The organism is Halalkaliarchaeum desulfuricum, from assembly GCF_002952775.1.
Lineage (GTDB): Archaea > Halobacteriota > Halobacteria > Halobacteriales > Haloferacaceae > Halalkaliarchaeum > Halalkaliarchaeum desulfuricum.
On record NZ_CP025066.1, the window covers coordinates 3,173,098 to 3,189,067 of the forward strand.

Below are 15,970 nucleotides of genomic sequence, written 5' to 3' on the forward strand. Positions count from 1 at the left end.
CTTTACCGGTCCGGGCTGTAATTCGGCGCTTCGTCGGTGATCATCACGTCGTGCGGGTGGCCTTCGGTCTGTCCTGCAGTCGAGACACGGACGAACCGTGCCTCCGTTTTGACCTGCGGGATCGTCTCCGCGCCGACGTAGCCCATCCCCGACCGCATCCCGCCGACCAGCTGGTAGAGTTCGGAAGCAAGCGTCCCCTTGTACGGTGTCGCTGCCTCGACCCCCTCGGGGACGAACTCCTCGTCGTCCTCCGCGTCCTTGAGGTAGCGGTCGCCGCCGCCGGATTTCATCGCGCCGACCGATCCCATCCCGCGGTACTGCTTGTACTTCTTGCCGTTCATCGTGATGATCCGACCGGGCGCCTCCTCGGTGCCCGCGAAGTAGGAGCCGAGCATCACGGCGTCGGCGCCGGCGGCGATCGCCTTGATCGCGTCCCCGGAGTACCGGATCCCGCCGTCGGCGATCACCGGGGTGTCGTGGCGGGCTGCGACGTCGGCAACCTCGGCGACTGCGGTGATCTGGGGCATCCCCGCCCCCGACACCACGCGGGTGGTGCAGATCGAGCCCGGCCCGATGCCGACCTTCACGCCGTCCGCGAAGTCGACGCAGGCTTCGGCGGCCTCGCGGGTTCCGATGTTGCCGACGACGACGTCGGCGTCGACCTCGGCTTTGATCTCCCGGGCAGTGTCGAGCACGTTGAGGTTGTGTGCGTGGGCACAGTCGATGAAGATCACGTCCACCTCTGCCTCGTCGGCCGCGCGGGCCCGCTCGGCGTCGAACGGGCCGACTGCGGCGCCCACCCGGAGCCGGCCGTCCTCGTCGCGGGCGGCGTGTTCGTGTTCGCGCCGCTGGAGGATCCCCTGCATCGTCACCAGCCCGACGAGCCGGTTCTGCTCGTCGACGATCGGGACGCGCTCGATCTTGTAGTCGTACATGAGTTCCAGCGCCTCTCTGGCGGTGACGTCCTCGCCGGCGGTGATCACCTCGTCGGTCATCGCCTCCCGGACGGCGTCTGACTCGCCGACCTCCAGGTACGGCCGGATGTCGGTGCCGGAGATGATCCCGAGCACGGTGTCGTCCTCGTCGACGATCGGGGCGCCCGAGACGCCCTCCCGCTCCATCATCTCGTCGACCTCGCGGACCGTCTGATCGGGACGCGCAGTGACGACGTTCTCTCGCCGGATCACCAGCTCGTGGGCCCGTTTGACGCGCTGGATCTCCTCGACCATCTCGTCGTCGGTCATGTTCCGGTGGAGCACGCCGAGCCCGCCCTCGCGGGCCATCGCGATCGCGAGTTCGCTTTCAGTCACCGTGTCCATCGCCGCCGACAGGACGGGCACGTTCACCTCGACGTTCTTCGAGACCCGGGTGCTCACGTCTGCCTCGTCCGGTTCGACCCGGCTCTCTGCGGGTCGAAGCAGCACGTCGTCGAACGTCAGTGCCTCCGGAACGCGGAGTTTCTCCGAGAAGGGTTCGCCGCCGGAAACGTCTCTCTCCATGTAAGTCGTCGAGGTGGGAGGTGGAAAAGCGTGTCGCAACGCCCACGATTGTCCCCCGTTCGGTCGCGTTCTCGGCGAATCTGCAGGGTGATTTATGTATCCTCCTTGCGAACCGGCGCCCGTGTCAGGAATCGTTTTCTTTGCCACGGAGCGCCACGATGCCGTCGTCGACTTTTATACCCAGACCGTCGGCGCGGTCGTCTGGCTGGAACAACCCGACTGCACGATCCTCGAGTATACGGCCGGGGCAGGGGACGACGCGTTCCGGTTCGCCTTCTGTTCCCGGGACCGAACCGACGACTGCGGGATCTTGACGTTCGTGTACGACTCTCGGGAGGCCGTCGACCGGATGCACGACCGGGTCGGCGACGCCGCCCTGGAACAGCCCCACGAGAACGAGCGCTACCGGATCTACCAGTTCTTCGCAGAGGATCCGGACGGGCGGACCGCGGAGTTCCAGACGTTCCTTCACGACGTCAGGTGGTAGCAATTGGCCCAACGACCAAGGGATGTCAACGCCAACGTCGACACACGATGGAGCCGCGGACAAACAGATCCGAATCAGCGATCGGGTAAAGCGACGTCTCGATCGACATCGTCGAAAAGGGGAGTCGTACAACGACGTTCTGGAGCGGCTCCTTTCGCAGGATACCGACGCCGACTTCTCCGATGGGTTCGGAATGCTCTCGGATGAGGAAGCCGACTGGATTCGCGAAAAGCGGGATGAAGCCAAAGAGAACCGAACGCGTCGGATGCGACGGCGCAGCGAGGAGACATGAGAGTTCTCGACACGAATTTTTTGATCGACTACCTCGACGGTGTCGACACACTCGTCGCCGCAGTCGGCCAGACGGTGGATGCACCGATCGTCTCGACGGACGGCGATCTCACACACGATGCGACGAAACGTGTCGTCCACGTCGAAGAATACCGCCGGTGACCGTTCACGTCGGCTCGCGGGAGCTGGGTTCGTCGCGATCGAACGTCTCTCCGGCCGAATCCAGGTCGATCCACTCGAACCTCGACTGGGGCTCCCGTCGCTCCTGTAGCGCATCCTGGAGCCGATCGGTCAACTCTTCGCGAAGCCAGTCGGCGTCCCCGTCGTCGTAGTCGACGGCGGCCGCGCCGCTCCCGGTCAGCGAGAGTGTGCCGGCCGTGTCGGCGTGGACCGTCGCGATGTTCCATCGTCGCTGAAAGATCGTCCGGGTGTCGATCACGTTCTGGATCCGGTAGTACGGCACCGCCTTGATCTCCCGCCGCCAGAAGCCGTTGCGCGTGAGGAGGTGATCCTCGCCGAGCCAGTACCCCCTGTGTTTCCACTTGAGGTGTGCCGCCGCCGGAACGAACACGAGCAAAGCGAGCACGTACAGCCAGGGCACGTCGAACCCGAGATACCGGTCGACGCCGTACGCGATCGCCGTCAGTACGCCGATCCCGATGCTGTACCGGAATGCGTACCGGCGTCGGGTGCGTCCCGGCGGTTGATGGAACTCGGGGGTACCGAACTCCTCGACCTCGTTGGCCAGCCGGTAGATCCGGTCCGTCCGGGCGATCGGCACCGCGACCTGCTGGCCCCGACCTTCCCCGCCACCGCCGGGGGCGTAGCCGGCGGTCTCGATCACCAGCGTTGCGTAGCCGAACGTCCGCTTTAGCGGGTTGTCCTGGACCGTGATGGACTGTACCTTTTCGGAGGGGATCGAGCCGCTGAACCGGCGCAGCAATCCCCGCTCGTACCGGAACTCGTCACCCGAGCGGGTCAGACGGAAGCCGTAGTAGTTGGTCACCGCGATCGCGACCCCGAGCAGCCAGGAGGCGACGAACAGCCCGGCCACGACGAGCAGCCCAGTGACCGACAGCAACAGCGCCTCCGGCTGCGGGAGGAACTGCTGGAGCAATGGAAACGACCCCGACGCGACGAACAACGCGAGCCCGAGCAGGCGCGGATCGAACGACAGCGCCCCGACGAGCCCCAGTTCGGTCGGCGTAATCGAGTACAGCTCGGTCTCCTCGACCGGCTCGGGATCGGCGTCGTCGACTCCGGGTTCGTCCGACTCTACCCGGCGCTTTCGCCGCTGGAGTTCCGACTGCAGTCGCTTTGCTTCCGCGGGGGAGACGTACCGGATCGACCCCTCCGTCGAACTGCCGCCGGCGGTTTCTAGGCTCACGGCGGCGATTCCGAGCAGCCGCTGGAGCACGTTCCGGCTGATATCGACGTTTTGAATCCGGCGATACGGGATCTCCCGCTCGCGGCGCGAGATCACGCCCGACCTGATGTCGAAGGTGTCGTCGGTGAACTCGTACTCGAAGCGCCGATAGTAGGCGATCTCGTACCCCACCGCGAGCAGGATCGCCCCGACTGCGAGGGGAACGACGACCGGGATCCCGGCGACGTCGCCTCCGGTGCCGGCGGCTACGACGAAGAACGCCGCGATCAGAAGGCTCGAGGCCTTCTGGAACGCTCGATACGGGATCGAAACCGGAGACAGCTTCACACCGCGTCCTCCCCCTCGGCCCGGATCGCGAGCCGCTTCAATCGTTCGCGGAGCTGATCGGCTTTCTCGGGCGTCAGTCCGGGGATCCGGACGTCCGCTCCCCGTGAGCCGGCGGTGTAGACGACACAACTCGCCAGACCCGTGGCGCGCTCTATCGGCCCCCGGCGGGAGTCGACGTGCTGGATCCGAACCAGGGGAACGACGGTGCGGACCTGGGTGATCACTCCCCGCTCGAGGTAAATGTCGTCCTCGCGGATCTCGTACCCCCACCGTCGGTAGCGGGCGACTGCGAAGACGATTCCCACGAGCAGCACTGCTCCCGGAACGGCGGCCGCAACGTACTGTGACAGCCCGAAGTATACGTATCCGACACCGGTCGGGACCGCAGCGAGCGCAGCCAAAAGGAGCGAACGGAGCGCCCAGACGAACTGTATCCGCGGATGTAGTCGATTCATCGCTTCTCCTCCGACTGGAGCGCTACGGACGTTCGACACATCGGTTGTTGGAAAGCGTTGCACGCGGACGCCTATAAGCATCCGCAGTACGCTCCGGGAAGGGATGGGGGGGTGATGGGGCTTTCCGTTCGTCGATCAAACGCGCTCGTTTTCGGAGTCGAACACCGCCACGTCGGCCGGCCGGATCCGGACCTCGACTCGGGTTCCCCGCTCCGGCGGTCTCGCTGCACGTTCCGCGACGAGTTCCGCTCCGGTTTCGAGTTCGACAGTCACGTCGTACCGGCGTCCCACGTCGGCGACGCGGCGGACGACACCCTGGAGGGAGAGGACGTCGTCCTCGTCGCCACTGCCGTCGGTCACGCCGACAGTCATCGTCACGTCCTCGGGGCGGACGTGGCAGTCGACGGTTCCCGTGACTGTCCCCGGCTCGCACCCCTCGGGAAGTCGGGCGCTCTCCCCGCCGATCTCGATCGTGGGTGGGGTGCCGTCGGCCAGGGTCGCCGAAAGCGCGTTCGACCGACCGAGAAACGACGCGACGAACGGCGTCGGCGGCGACTCGTACAGCTCCCGTGGCGGTCCGATCCCGGCGACCCGACCGTCGTCCATAACGACGAGACGGTCCGCAAGCGACATCGCCTCTTCCTGGTCGTGGGTGACAAGCAGCGTGGTCACCCCGGTTTCCGCCTGTATTCGGGCGATCTCCTCGCGGAGCCCGACCCGGAGGGATCGGTCCAGCGCCGAGAGGGGTTCATCGAGCAGCAGCACGTCCGGTTCGGGGGCGAGCGCCCGGGCGAGTTCGACGCGACGCTTCTGCCCGCCGCTCAACTCGCTGGGGTACGCCTCCCGCTGTTCCGGCAGGTCGACGAGTTCCAGGAACCGGGTAACGACTTCCTCGCGATGTCCCGGCGGAACGTCGCGGGCCTTCAGCCCGTATTCGACGTTCTCTTCGACCGTGAGGTGGGGAAAAAGCGTCGAGTGCTGGAAGACGATCCCGACCTGTCGAGCCTCGGGCGGATCGTCCGTGACGTCTGCTCCCCGCAGGCGGATCCGCCCGCCCGACGGCTGGACGTGACCCGCGACCGCCTGGACGATCGTCGTCTTGCCACAGCCGCTCGGACCGAGCACGGCGACCAGTTCGCCGGCCCCGACACCGATGGAGACGCCGTCGACGGCGAGCTCGTCGCCGTAGCGGTGCGTGAGGTCGTCGAGTTCGAGAATCACCGGTCGATCACCGTCGGCACGCGACCGAAGCGCTGGACGAGCGCGAGCACGCCGAGCGTGATCGCAAACAGCGCGAGTGCAAGCGGGACGATCGCGTCGATCCCGCCGGCGATGAACTCCACCCAGATCCGGGTGGGCATTGTTCGCGGGTTGTACGCGACCATCATGGTGGCGCCGAATTCCCCGATCGCCCGCGCGAACGTGAGGATGATCCCCGCGAGGATCGCCCCACGGGCCAGCGGCAGCGAGACGTTCCAGAACGTCGACACCGGTCCGTACCCCAGCGACCGCGAGGCCTGCTCGACCCGGACGTCGATCGCGCCGAACCCGGCCCGGGCGGTGATGATGACGAACGGGGCGGCGACGAACAGCTGTGCGAGGATCACGCCTGCGAGACTATCGGTAAGCGGGATCCCCGCGGCGGCGGCCGCCGAACCCAGGGGCGTAAACCGCCCGACTGCTGTCAGGATCATCGCGCCGCCGACGACCGGCGGGACGATCAGCGGCATGATCACCAGCGCCTCCACCAGCCGCTTGCCGGGGAACGACTTCCGGGCGAGGACGTACGCGAGTGGGACGCCGAGAACGGTCGCGATCGCGGTGGTGACCGGAGCAGTGAGAAGCGAGTTCCGGATCGCGAGCTGTGCCTCCGGCGTGGCCAGCCCCGAGAGCACGTCGGCGGTCCCGGTCCGGTAGAGGAACGTCACGAACGGCAACAGGAAGTACACGAGGATCAGCCCACCCAGCAGCGCGGGAACCAGCAGCTCGGGGACGCGGATCCCGCGCCACACCCGCGTTCGCCGTTCGAAGCTCACGGCTCTCCCTCCGTTCGCCGTTCGAAGCTCACGGCTCTCCCTCCGTTCGCCGTTCGAAGCTCACGGCTCCACCTCCCCGGGCGGCGCCCCGAACGCTCGCGGCAGCGAGTCGGGGACGCGGAGCCCGGCGTCGATCAGGAGGTCCGGCCTGTCCATCAGGAACGCCACGAGTTGCCGACCCGCGTCGGGGGTGTCGGCGTCGTCCGGGACTGCTGCGTTGTACAGGATCGGCCGCCCGACCGCCTCGTACCCCTCTTCGTCCGTGACGAACACCGCCGTCGCATAGTGGTCGGCCAACTCCGGTTCCGCGAAGTTGTACGCCGGCGGGAACTCGTGGAAGGGCATCCCGTGATCGACGGCCATGTTGCCGTAGACGACGGCGCCTGCTCGTGCACCCGTCGAGACGCCCGCCATCATCTGTGGCTCCTCTGGCTCCCGGTACGTCTGTTCGAGCATCTCCTCGCGGAACCCATCCAGTCCGTATTCCGTCTCGGCGAGTTCGAACGCCTGCACTGCCCGGTACCCCAGCGGATCCAGGTCCGGCTCGCCGATCGTGAGGTCACCCTCGGGCAGCCCCCGGACGAGATCGTACCACGGCTCGCCGCGTTCGAGCCCCGTTCCCAGGTCGGTGTTGGGGTTGTAGCCGATCCCGAGAACGTTCGTCGCGAACTCGACGTCCCAGTCGACGAACCCGTCGTACAGGCGGTCGCGGAGGAGCGTCGCGTCCGCGCTCACGACGACGTCCGGGTGTTTGGTCCTGTCCTCGACCATCCGCATCACCGCGTTCGACCCGTAATACTCGCCGTGGAGGGCGATGCCGGTCCGTTCCTCGAACGCCGGCCCGACGTGGTCCTCGAAGGTGTGCGCGAGGCTGCCCGCAGCCAGGACGCTCACCGATTCGGCGGCCGCCCCGAGACAGCCTGCAAGCGCCGGAAGGCCCGCCCCCACCGCCGCGATGCCTCCGCCGAGACCGCGGAGAAACCGGCGTCGACCTGGCCCATTGCCGGTTCCGCCCGGACCCGCGGCGGCGGAAAGACGGGATCGGTTTCCGGAGGGATCGGCGCCTTCGTGTCGCTCCATGTTTCAACTACTGACCTGGGGCACCATATAACCATCTGGGGTTATATAATTTTGAAAATTAACTTATTTTAGTTTCAATAAACTCGATACACCCCTCGAAACGCGGGAGTTCGTAACCGGTTCCGTTCCTGGATCGGCGTCAACGACCCGGAGGCCGACACGACGGGCGTCGCCTCGGAAAGACTCAAAGGGGTGTTTGTGCCTTGCCAGCTTATAGGGTACTCTCGCGCAGTCGTCAAGATATGCAGAGACGAACGCTTGCGGTCGTGGCGCTTGCGGTGCTGCTGCTCGGGGCCGGCTGTGTCGGTAGTGCACCGCTTTCCGACGACGCGGACTCGGCGGCGGTCGAAGAAGCGGCCGACGCGGAAGAAGCAGCCGAGGTCGCTGCTGACGACACTGCGGAGGACGCGGCGGTCGAAGTCGAAGGGGAGACGTTCGCGACGACGGCATCGACGGATTCGGCGACGGCCCCACAGCCGGCGCCGGACAGGGACCTGATATTCACCGGTAGTGTCGAGCTCGAAGTCGACTCTTATGAGACGGCTGACGGGGAGATCCGGGCGATCGTCGCGGATCACGACGGGTTCGTGAGCGACTCGGCCAGGCAGGTCCACGAACGCGACAACGAGACGTGGACCACCGGAGAGCTGGTCGTCCGGGTGCCCAGCGACTCCTTCGACGAGGCGGTCGAGGAGATCAGTGACGTCGGCGAGGTGCAGTCGGTGGCGACCGACTCCGAGGACGTGACCGACCAGCTGGTCGACATCGAGGCGCGCCTCGAGAACCTCCGGGCCGAGCGGGACCAGTACCGGAAGCTGTACGAGGAGGCCAACGAGACCGAGGACGTGCTCGCGGTCCAGGAGCGTCTCTCTGCCACACAGGAGGAGATCGAACGGCTCGAGGCCCGCCAGCGCGCGCTCGAACAGCAGGTCGCGTACGCGACGATCACCGTCTCGCTCGCCGAACCGACGCCCGAGCCGGAGCGGCCCGATCCCGACGCCTGGTACGACACGGCGGTGACGGAGGCGTTCCTCGAGTCGGTCTCGGGCGTGACGACTGTTCTGCGAGCGAGCGTCGTTGCGACGGCGTACGCGGCGCCGTACGCCCTGACGTTCGGAGCACCGTTCGTGGTCGCGCTCGGCGGGGTGCTCGTCTGGCGATCGCGACGGTGAGGCCGTCTTGACTCGCTGAATTTGCCTCAAAAGTGCGGGGTTGCTTCAAAAGCGCCGGTTCGCGTCGTCGTCGTGGCCAAGCGCCTGCCGCAGAAACGACATCCATCGCTTCCGGTCGGCCGCCTCCCTGCGTTGCTCTTCGGCTTCGAGGTCGACCGGCTCGAGCCCTTCGAGCGCCTCGAGTGCGCGATCGATTCCGACGATCGTCTCCGCAAGCTGTTCTCCCTCGGCGTAGCTCATCTCCTCGCTTTCGAGTCTGTCGAACCGCCTGCGGCGTTCCCGACGGAGGTTTCGCTTTGCGGTTTCGACCCGCTCGCGCTCGCCCGGGGGGATCGTCTCCCGGCGCTTGATCTCGAAGACGAACGACCGCAACTGGATCTGTTCGCCGTCGAGTTCGATCGTCTCCGGGATCGACGCGCCGACCGTGGCTGCCTCCCGGTTCACGCGCTCGAGCAGCCCCTTGCGCTTGTACTCTTTCACCGCGGATGTGAATTGACACCACGGACGCTTAAGCGTCTGGACATGGGAGTGTCAGCCGATGCTGGAACTGGAGCATGGCTTCCGGATCGTCGACGTGGGTGTGCGCCTCGATCCGGATCAGGAGGCAGTCACCCGGCGGGGACGGGACATCACCCCCGAACGGCTCGAACGGGAACTCCACCAGGCCGGAGTCGTTCGAGCGATCGTCGCGCCGGGCCCCAGAGAGTCGGGAGGATATCTCCGGTTGAACAACGCGGTCGCGCGCCTGAGCGTCGACCGGCCCTTCATGGCGTTCGCCCGGCTCGGGGGCCCCCGCGTCCCGGACTCGTCGACGCTCGGCCGGGTCCGGAACCTCGCAGTCAAGCGGGAGCCGTACCACGCCGATCCCGAAGACGTCGAGCAGTACGCCTACGACGACCGCTTTCACGGGTTCCTCCTCGATCCAGCCCAGGACGGGCTCCCCGAGAGCGACGTCCTCGAAATGCTTGCCGAGGTCGGTTCACCCGTGCTCGTCAGAGGTGGGGTCAGATTCCCCCCGCACGCGGTCGAGGAGTTCGTCCTCGACTACGAGTTTCCGGTCGTCCTCTCCGGGTTCGGCGGATTCCCCCTGAACCGCGAACTCATGGGGGCGGCGATCGAACTCCTGTCGGCACACGACGAACTGTACCTCGACACGCGGTTCGTCCGGTTCCGCGACCCGATGGAGCGGGCGCTCCGGGAACATCCCGATCGAGTGCTGTTCGCCAGCGGGGCGCCCGACTCCCATCCAGACGTGGCGGTGATGGAGATTCTCACCCTCGATGTCCCCGAGGACGCGATGCGTCGGGCGTTCTCGAAGAACCCCGGACGGGTGATATCGGGGCTCGCCGGGAGCGAGTGACGGGTCTCACGTCCGGACCCCACGGGTTCGGGTCGTTATCACGCTTAATTCTCATCGCCCCGACTTCCGGCGTGCGGCTCGGACTGGCCGGAACCGTTGCCGGACCGAGCGCCGCCGGAGGCGGAACTTTCGCTGCCCGTCGCCGGACCACCGAAGGCGGCTCCACTCCCGAACTCGTCCCACCGATCGAGCAGCACCGAGTGTGCCGTCGCTCCGTTCAGCTGCATGATGTACCGGAGGCTCTGTGTGTGGTGTTCGCGGGTGAGCACGTCGGTTCCGGGCTGATCGACCAGGTTGAGGTCGACCCGACCGAACCCCGAGAGGAACTCCCGGAGGTCCTCGGCGACCTCCGGGGTGATCCACTTGACTCGCTCGTAGTAGTTGACCGCCCGCACTGCGTCGGTGACGTCGGCGTTGGAGACCAGAAATTCCAGCCACTCCATCACGACGAGATCGCCCACGTAATCGCCCGGTAGCGACGTAAGGTATGGCTTCTCCTGGTTCGCCATTCCGCCGGTGTTGACGTACTCGTACCCCTCTTCGCCCTGTCTCCGGTTTCGCCTGCCGGCCGCCGCCGGATCCCGACCGGTCTCCGGGTCGAACCCTTGTCCCGCCGACACCGAATTCGGATCCTGTTCGGGATCCGGTTCCGGTTCCGTTTCAGACGTCGGATCCGACTTTTCTTCCATCTCGTTCGGGATCGGCTCGACCGACACTTCGTCTCTCTCGCGGGCATCGTCTGCCCAGTCGGCCTCTCCGGCGTCGTACTCCTCTTTTAGCTCGCTGAAACTCTTGTCTTCGTCGTTCATGTCGGTCTCCGTGGTGACGGTGTCGGTTGCGTCAGCCTCGTCGCCGAGTCCCTCGCCATCGTACCTTTCGCCGTCGACGAACGGGTTGGTTCTCTCGGCCACCATCTCGTGGGTGTCCAGCAGATTCTGGACGTCCTCCTCGATGTCCTCGACCGTCTCGGAGATTTCGGCGTTCTCCGATCGGACCGTCGTGACGGTCGAAGAGAGGGTCGCGACCTCGTTTTCCAGTTCGTCAAGCCGCTTTTCCAGCTCGTCGGTGTCGGTTCCTTCCTCGTCGTCGCCGGCGTCGTCGAAGTCGCCGTCGAGTGGGTCGTCATCCCCGTCGCCGGCGTCGTCGAAGTCGCCGTCGAGTGGGTCGTCATCCTCGTCGCCGGCGTCGTCGAAGTCGCCGTCGAGTGGGTCGCCATCCCCGCCGCCGTTGTTGAGGAGACGGTCGAGGATGCTAACCCCGACGAGTCCGAGCGTGGCCGCCAGCCACGCGACGGTCGTCGCGGGCACGACCGGCGTTTCGATACCCATTACCTGACCGGATCACGCACGTTCACTTATATCCACTCCCGCAGCTATCAACAGTGATACTTGTCGCCGCCGACAGCGCCGACGCGCCGGTCCGGAACTCATGATTGTAGCGATTTACCGGTCGATCGGCCGCCCGGTAGGCCGATCGTCCGGTTACGCCCGAGAATAATCATTAACGGATGCGCTCGAAGCCGTCGGCTGCACGGACCCGGTTCGATCCCTCGGGTTCGAACCGGGTCGTCCGCCCGACGTCACCGCCGACGCGGTCCTGGAGGCTCGTCGGGTCGCCGCCGGCGTCGCCGATCCGGTCGAGCGTGCTCTCGATCCCCGAATCGACGTGCTTAGCGGCGGAGGCGGTCGGCGGGGCACGCGCGTAGCTGTACCAGTGGAGTTCGTCGCGCACTTAACCGCTCGCCAGCGGTTCTCATTGCTGAGAATGGGTCTACTCGACACGACGCCCTCACTATGTGGGATGTTGTCGACGAACAACACGAGGTCGTTCCGTACTTTCGGCGGCACGTTTTCGGTGTGTTCCTCACGTCGTCGCTGGTGCTGTTCGAATTCTATCGCCCTGCCGAACGGTGAGACAACAGTCACCACGTGGGTTATTGCTGAACACTGCTGAAATAGGAACGGTGTAGGATGGGGGATGGGCGGCACAGAGCCGACTCGAGACGACGACTCTCGTCACTCGTGGATGGTCAGGCTGTACAGAATGAACGCGAACCCGGAGGCGGTCAGCCCGTTGTTCACCAGCAGTAACGACCGAACGCTCTCGAAATCGGTGACAAAGGCGCTTATCGTGGTCGCGATCGCGGCGCCGACGACCAGCGTGAAGCCGATCGAGAGGTGGACCATCGACTGTCGGTGTGTCTCGGCGTACGCCCGAAGGGCGAGCCAGACCATGGCCAGACCCGCCGCGACGAGTGCCGCCGTGGTGGCCAGATACAGGCCTTCCACGAGTTGCATATCTACCCGTCCCGACAGCACCCCAATAAAGCTCAGGTTCTATCTATCACCTCCGATAACGAGCGAACGGTTCGATTTCGATCTGTAATGAGTCGTTAATCGTGCGTTTAATCAGCAATAAACCAGGGTATTTATGACGTGATTATACGCTTTTGGCTCTGCTTAAAAAGGCTAACGTTCGAATTTCGGGGCCTAGAACCGGACTTTCTCTCCTGAAAACAGTATTGTAGAGTCAACACACATTTAAGCACGGACAGCGAAACGGAGATACATGTCACTGCTGACCGACGAGAACAAGCGGCAGATCGGCGAACTCCTGGAACGGATGGACGAGCCGGTGACGATCCACACGTTCACCGACGACTGCGAAACCTGCGAGGAGTGTCTCGAGTTCAACCGAGAGATGGCCGAAACGTCCGAGCTGCTCTCGGTCGAGGAACACGAGTTCGACGGCGAGGCCGCCGAGGAGTACGGCGCCACCAAGTACGACCACGGTCCGGTGCAGGTGCTCGAGGGCGGCGACGTCTCCGGGGTGAACTACTTCGGGCTCCCGACGGGCCAGGAGATCAACTCTTACATCACTGACATCGTGGAGCTGTCCACCGGCGATCCCGATCTCTCTGTGGACCTGATCGAGGCGGTCCAGGAGATCGACGAGCCGGTCGAGATTACCGTCTTCGTCACGCCCACGTGCCCGCACTGCCCGGGCGCGGTCCAGACGGCCCACCGGTTTGCGATGGTCAACGAGCACGTCACCGGCGAGATGATCCAGTCCCAGGAGTTCATGGAGGTCGCTCAGGAGTACGGTGTCCGGGGCGTCCCCCAGATCAACGTCAACGGGTCCGACGGCGAGTTCACGGGGAACCTCCCGCCCCAGCAGTTCCTCTCGGAAGTCAAAAACGCGCTGTAGGTCCACACACGGGGCTTTCGGTCTTTTTCAGTGCTCTCGGCCCCTTCCCGCGCTGGAGTGCGAGGGTTTCGCCTTCCATCTCCGTAACTCTCTCCATCTTGTTTATAACGGTCGAGACGGGCTTTTGCCTCCTCGGTCACGCGGATCGAGGTGTCACCCATGCGTGAATACGCATACGCAGACAATAAGCCGGGTCACTGGGTCACCGCCCTTCGCGCAGCCGCGTTCCGATCCGCTTCGGGAGCCCCGCTTCCTCGACGGCGTCGACGACGGTCTCGACATCGTACTCGACGCGGTGCTCCGCCACGGTCGGCACCTCCCCCGGCGTCCCCGTGTCCGTCGGATCCTCGGGATCACCGAGTTCCAGCACGGCGTACGCCGCCCGGGGGTCGCCGTCGCGGGGCTGGCCGACGCTGCCGGGGTTCATCACCACACCCTCCTCGAAGACACGGTGGCCTTGCACGTGGGTGTGGCCGAGCACGAGCACGTCGGGATCACGTCCCGTCCCGTCTTCTGCGCCGTTCCCCTCGAGCATTTGCGCCGAGAACTCGTCTGGGTAGGTGTAGCGATCCGGATCGTCCGGGTGGCCGTGGACAATCTGCACCCGGCCGTCGAACTCGGTCCGGTGGGTCGGCAACGCCCCGAGCCACTCCCGGTCGTCGTCATCGAGCACCTCGCGGGCGTACTTTACGCCCGCCGTCGCCATCGAGTTGAAGCCGAATCCCCCGCCGCGGGCGACCTCGCGGTCGTGGTTGCCGAGCACCGTCGGCACCTCTAGTTCGCGGACCCGATTCAGGCACTCCGCAGGCCAGGGGTTGTAGCCAACGATGTCGCCCGCGCAGGCGACCGCGTGCACGTCGGGCATATCCGAGAGCACAGATTCGAGGGCCGGCAGGTTGCCGTGGATGTCGGAGAGCACGCCGAGTCGCATGTCCTAGGGTACGGGTGGCTGGCGGAAAAAACCGGACGGAGGTGCCCGTGTCTCACAGGACGACCGTTTCTATCTCGTCGAGGCCCTCGAAATCCGGATCGCCGGAATAGAGCACGCTGCAGTCGTCGTGAACGACCGCGGTTGCAAGATGTATCACGTCCGCGTACGACAACTCCCGTTCTCCCGGTTCATAGTATTTGAAGCGAAGTTCTGCTGCGTACGTTGCGATCTCGTCGATGAGCGGCATACTCTCGATATATTCGAAATCTCGAATCGCGTGGATCGCTTCTTCGGCAATCTCTGCGTCCTCGACGATGCGGACCCGGTACGAGACCTCCGTGAGAACAGTCGGTGCAATGAGTCCCCCCTCCGCTGGACTGTTTGCGCGTTCGATGACCCCCTCGGCTCTGTTTGCTCTGTCTCCACTGAAGATGTATTCGAGCCACACCCACGAATCGAGGAAGATCACGTGTCGTCGGCCTCGAGATGCGAACTCCACTCGTCTTTCGATTCCCGCCGCATTTTCTCGATATCGACTTCGTGGGCAGCCAGGCGCTCCTTGACGTCGCGAAGCCGCTGGAGTGGGGGTTCTTTCGGTCGAACCCGAATCGTCCCGTCCTCATCGAGAACGAATTCCACTTTCGTCCCGGCACTGAGTCCGAGCTCGTCGCGAATGCGTTTCGGGATCGTCACCTGCCCTTTGCTCGTCACCGTTCCTTCCGCTGAAAGAGACATTCCTTACTATAGATGTCTGCTCCTTACTATTAGTATTTCGTATTACGACGACTGCCGAACGCGATCGATCCGGCGACTGTTAGGTGCCGTTCTCGATTGCGGTTTTGATAGTCACGCCCCCAGGCGTCGCCCCCTCGCCGTCCCCATCTGTCGCATCGACCGTCACCCCGGCGGCACACACGGCGTGCTCGAAATCGGACTCGTACAGTTCGCGTGCGACGCCGTCGGCCGTCGTCGACGCCAGCTTCCACGGTTCGGGGTCGTCGCGCTCGTAGGTGGCCACAAGCGTCGGCTCGGCCACCTCGCGGACGACCAGCGCGTCGCGCCGCACGGTCCCGACATGGGCGGTCTCGGCGCCGACGACGCCGGCGATCCGAGGGGTATCGTAGTCGTCTTTCTCGAAGTCCAGCGCGAGCAATGAACTCGCGAGCGCGTCGCGGGCAGGGTACCCCAGCGAGAGCTTCTCGGTAATCGGGTCGACATGTGAGCCGTTGCCGACGACTGCCAGTTCGGTTCCAGCCGTTCGGTCGGTCGCATCACCCGGGGTCACCGACCGGACGCAGTTGTAGGCGATATAGGGGTTGTCCGTTTCGGGAGCGTCGGGGGTCGGCGAGATCGTAAGCGTGCCGTCGCGCTCAATGACCTGGCGGTTCGGGAACGACCGCGAGGATACCCGATACCCGCCGATTCCGGGGCCAACAACGAGGAACCGTCCGACATACATACCCGTGTCTGGCGGGGGTTTGGGGTTATAGCTACCGGTCGCTTCCCTGCAGTCTCTCGATAGTACCGGCTTGAGTGCGCCCATATTCTCGTGATTTCCTTCCTTCGGTGAGGTAAGCGCTTTTTGACTCATCTCTCGGTAGATCAAGGCCAGATACTCCTTCTTCTCTTACGTTTGTCATTTCCCGCATATTCCATTCCATACAGATCTAATAAAGGGAACTTTTGAAAGGGCACATTTAAAGAACACCATATTTCAGGAATACAAGTTCAAATGTGT

The 15,970-nt window shown here is 64.8% G+C and carries 19 protein-coding genes and 1 pseudogene; 6 read left to right on the top strand and 14 right to left on the bottom strand.

What is annotated here, in order from left to right; translation table 11 throughout:
• Window positions 1-2 precede the first annotated feature (2 nt).
• On the bottom strand, window positions 3-1,499 hold the full coding sequence (gene guaB, locus AArcSl_RS15790) for an IMP dehydrogenase (protein WP_119821314.1): 1,497 nt from the start codon (window positions 1,497-1,499) through the stop codon (window positions 3-5).
• Between the two features lie 121 nt (window positions 1,500-1,620).
• Between guaB and AArcSl_RS15795 the strand changes: the two genes are divergently transcribed.
• The 3 genes and pseudogenes from AArcSl_RS15795 to AArcSl_RS15805 form a co-directional block, all read left to right on the top strand.
• Window positions 1,621-1,986 (top strand): VOC family protein, encoded by a 366-nt coding sequence (locus tag AArcSl_RS15795; RefSeq protein WP_119821316.1) that lies wholly within the window; start codon window positions 1,621-1,623, stop codon window positions 1,984-1,986.
• 22 nt (window positions 1,987-2,008) lie between these two features.
• Complete coding sequence (locus tag AArcSl_RS15800; RefSeq protein WP_119821318.1) at window positions 2,009-2,278, top strand: antitoxin VapB family protein; 270 nt, start codon at window positions 2,009-2,011, stop codon at window positions 2,276-2,278.
• 29 nt (window positions 2,279-2,307) lie between these two features.
• Window positions 2,308-2,439 (top strand): annotated as a pseudogene (locus tag AArcSl_RS15805) (VapC toxin family PIN domain ribonuclease); the annotation flags it as partial.
• A gap of 4 nt (window positions 2,440-2,443) precedes the next feature.
• Here the strand turns inward: AArcSl_RS15805 and AArcSl_RS15810 are convergent.
• The 5 genes from AArcSl_RS15810 to AArcSl_RS15830 form a co-directional block, all read right to left on the bottom strand.
• Window positions 2,444-3,991 (bottom strand): PH domain-containing protein, encoded by a 1,548-nt coding sequence (locus AArcSl_RS15810; RefSeq protein ID WP_119821320.1) that lies wholly within the window; start codon window positions 3,989-3,991, stop codon window positions 2,444-2,446.
• On the bottom strand, window positions 3,988-4,446 hold the full coding sequence (locus AArcSl_RS15815; RefSeq protein WP_119821322.1) for a PH domain-containing protein: 459 nt from the start codon (window positions 4,444-4,446) through the stop codon (window positions 3,988-3,990). The genes AArcSl_RS15810 and AArcSl_RS15815 overlap by 4 nt, the downstream gene beginning before the upstream one ends.
• Before the next feature lie 135 nt (window positions 4,447-4,581).
• A complete protein-coding gene (locus AArcSl_RS15820) occupies window positions 4,582-5,667 on the bottom strand; it encodes an ABC transporter ATP-binding protein (RefSeq protein ID WP_119821324.1) in 1,086 nt (361 codons plus the stop codon).
• On the bottom strand, window positions 5,664-6,482 hold the full coding sequence (locus tag AArcSl_RS15825; RefSeq protein ID WP_119821326.1) for an ABC transporter permease: 819 nt from the start codon (window positions 6,480-6,482) through the stop codon (window positions 5,664-5,666). Before AArcSl_RS15825 ends, AArcSl_RS15820 begins: the two co-directional genes overlap by 4 nt.
• 60 nt (window positions 6,483-6,542) lie before the next feature.
• Entirely contained in the window at window positions 6,543-7,562 is a 1,020-nt protein-coding gene (locus AArcSl_RS15830) for an extracellular solute-binding protein (RefSeq protein ID WP_119821328.1), read from the bottom strand.
• Window positions 7,563-7,804: 242 nt separating this feature from the next.
• Here AArcSl_RS15830 and AArcSl_RS15835 point away from each other — a divergent pair, with 242 nt between their 5' ends.
• Window positions 7,805-8,734 carry a DUF4349 domain-containing protein gene (locus tag AArcSl_RS15835; RefSeq protein ID WP_119821330.1) on the top strand — a complete coding sequence of 310 codons (930 nt, stop codon included), beginning with the start codon at window positions 7,805-7,807 and terminating at the stop codon, window positions 8,732-8,734.
• A 45-nt stretch (window positions 8,735-8,779) separates the two neighbouring features.
• Here AArcSl_RS15835 and AArcSl_RS15840 read toward each other — a convergent pair whose 3' ends face one another.
• Window positions 8,780-9,214, bottom strand: a complete 435-nt coding sequence (locus AArcSl_RS15840; RefSeq protein WP_119821332.1) for a DUF5788 family protein — start codon at window positions 9,212-9,214, stop codon at window positions 8,780-8,782.
• Between the two features lie 58 nt (window positions 9,215-9,272).
• On the opposite strand from AArcSl_RS15840, the gene AArcSl_RS15845 reads away from it, so the two are divergent.
• Complete coding sequence (locus tag AArcSl_RS15845; RefSeq protein ID WP_119821334.1) at window positions 9,273-10,094, top strand: amidohydrolase family protein; 822 nt, start codon at window positions 9,273-9,275, stop codon at window positions 10,092-10,094.
• A 44-nt stretch (window positions 10,095-10,138) separates the two neighbouring features.
• Here AArcSl_RS15845 and AArcSl_RS15850 read toward each other — a convergent pair whose 3' ends face one another.
• The 3 genes from AArcSl_RS15850 to AArcSl_RS15860 form a co-directional block, all read right to left on the bottom strand.
• On the bottom strand, window positions 10,139-11,422 hold the full coding sequence (locus AArcSl_RS15850; RefSeq protein ID WP_119821336.1) for a FlaD/FlaE family flagellar protein: 1,284 nt from the start codon (window positions 11,420-11,422) through the stop codon (window positions 10,139-10,141).
• 172 nt (window positions 11,423-11,594) lie between these two features.
• Window positions 11,595-11,825 carry a hypothetical protein gene (locus AArcSl_RS15855; protein WP_119821338.1) on the bottom strand — a complete coding sequence of 77 codons (231 nt, stop codon included), beginning with the start codon at window positions 11,823-11,825 and terminating at the stop codon, window positions 11,595-11,597.
• A gap of 284 nt (window positions 11,826-12,109) precedes the next feature.
• Window positions 12,110-12,391, bottom strand: coding sequence for a DUF7521 family protein (locus tag AArcSl_RS15860; RefSeq protein ID WP_119821340.1), 282 nt, complete (start codon window positions 12,389-12,391; stop codon window positions 12,110-12,112).
• Window positions 12,392-12,662: 271 nt separating this feature from the next.
• Between AArcSl_RS15860 and pdo the strand changes: the two genes are divergently transcribed.
• Window positions 12,663-13,301 (top strand): protein disulfide oxidoreductase, encoded by a 639-nt coding sequence (gene pdo, locus AArcSl_RS15865; RefSeq protein ID WP_119821342.1) that lies wholly within the window; start codon window positions 12,663-12,665, stop codon window positions 13,299-13,301.
• 202 nt (window positions 13,302-13,503) lie between these two features.
• Here pdo and AArcSl_RS15870 read toward each other — a convergent pair whose 3' ends face one another.
• The 4 genes from AArcSl_RS15870 to AArcSl_RS15885 form a co-directional block, all read right to left on the bottom strand.
• Complete coding sequence (locus tag AArcSl_RS15870; RefSeq protein WP_119821344.1) at window positions 13,504-14,232, bottom strand: metallophosphoesterase family protein; 729 nt, start codon at window positions 14,230-14,232, stop codon at window positions 13,504-13,506.
• A gap of 52 nt (window positions 14,233-14,284) precedes the next feature.
• Complete coding sequence (locus AArcSl_RS15875; protein ID WP_119821346.1) at window positions 14,285-14,701, bottom strand: type II toxin-antitoxin system VapC family toxin; 417 nt, start codon at window positions 14,699-14,701, stop codon at window positions 14,285-14,287.
• A complete protein-coding gene (locus tag AArcSl_RS15880; protein ID WP_119821348.1) occupies window positions 14,698-14,967 on the bottom strand; it encodes an AbrB/MazE/SpoVT family DNA-binding domain-containing protein in 270 nt (89 codons plus the stop codon). Before AArcSl_RS15880 ends, AArcSl_RS15875 begins: the two co-directional genes overlap by 4 nt.
• Before the next feature lie 79 nt (window positions 14,968-15,046).
• Window positions 15,047-15,691 (bottom strand): IMP cyclohydrolase, encoded by a 645-nt coding sequence (locus tag AArcSl_RS15885; protein ID WP_119821350.1) that lies wholly within the window; start codon window positions 15,689-15,691, stop codon window positions 15,047-15,049.
• Between the last annotated feature and the right edge of the window lie 279 nt (window positions 15,692-15,970).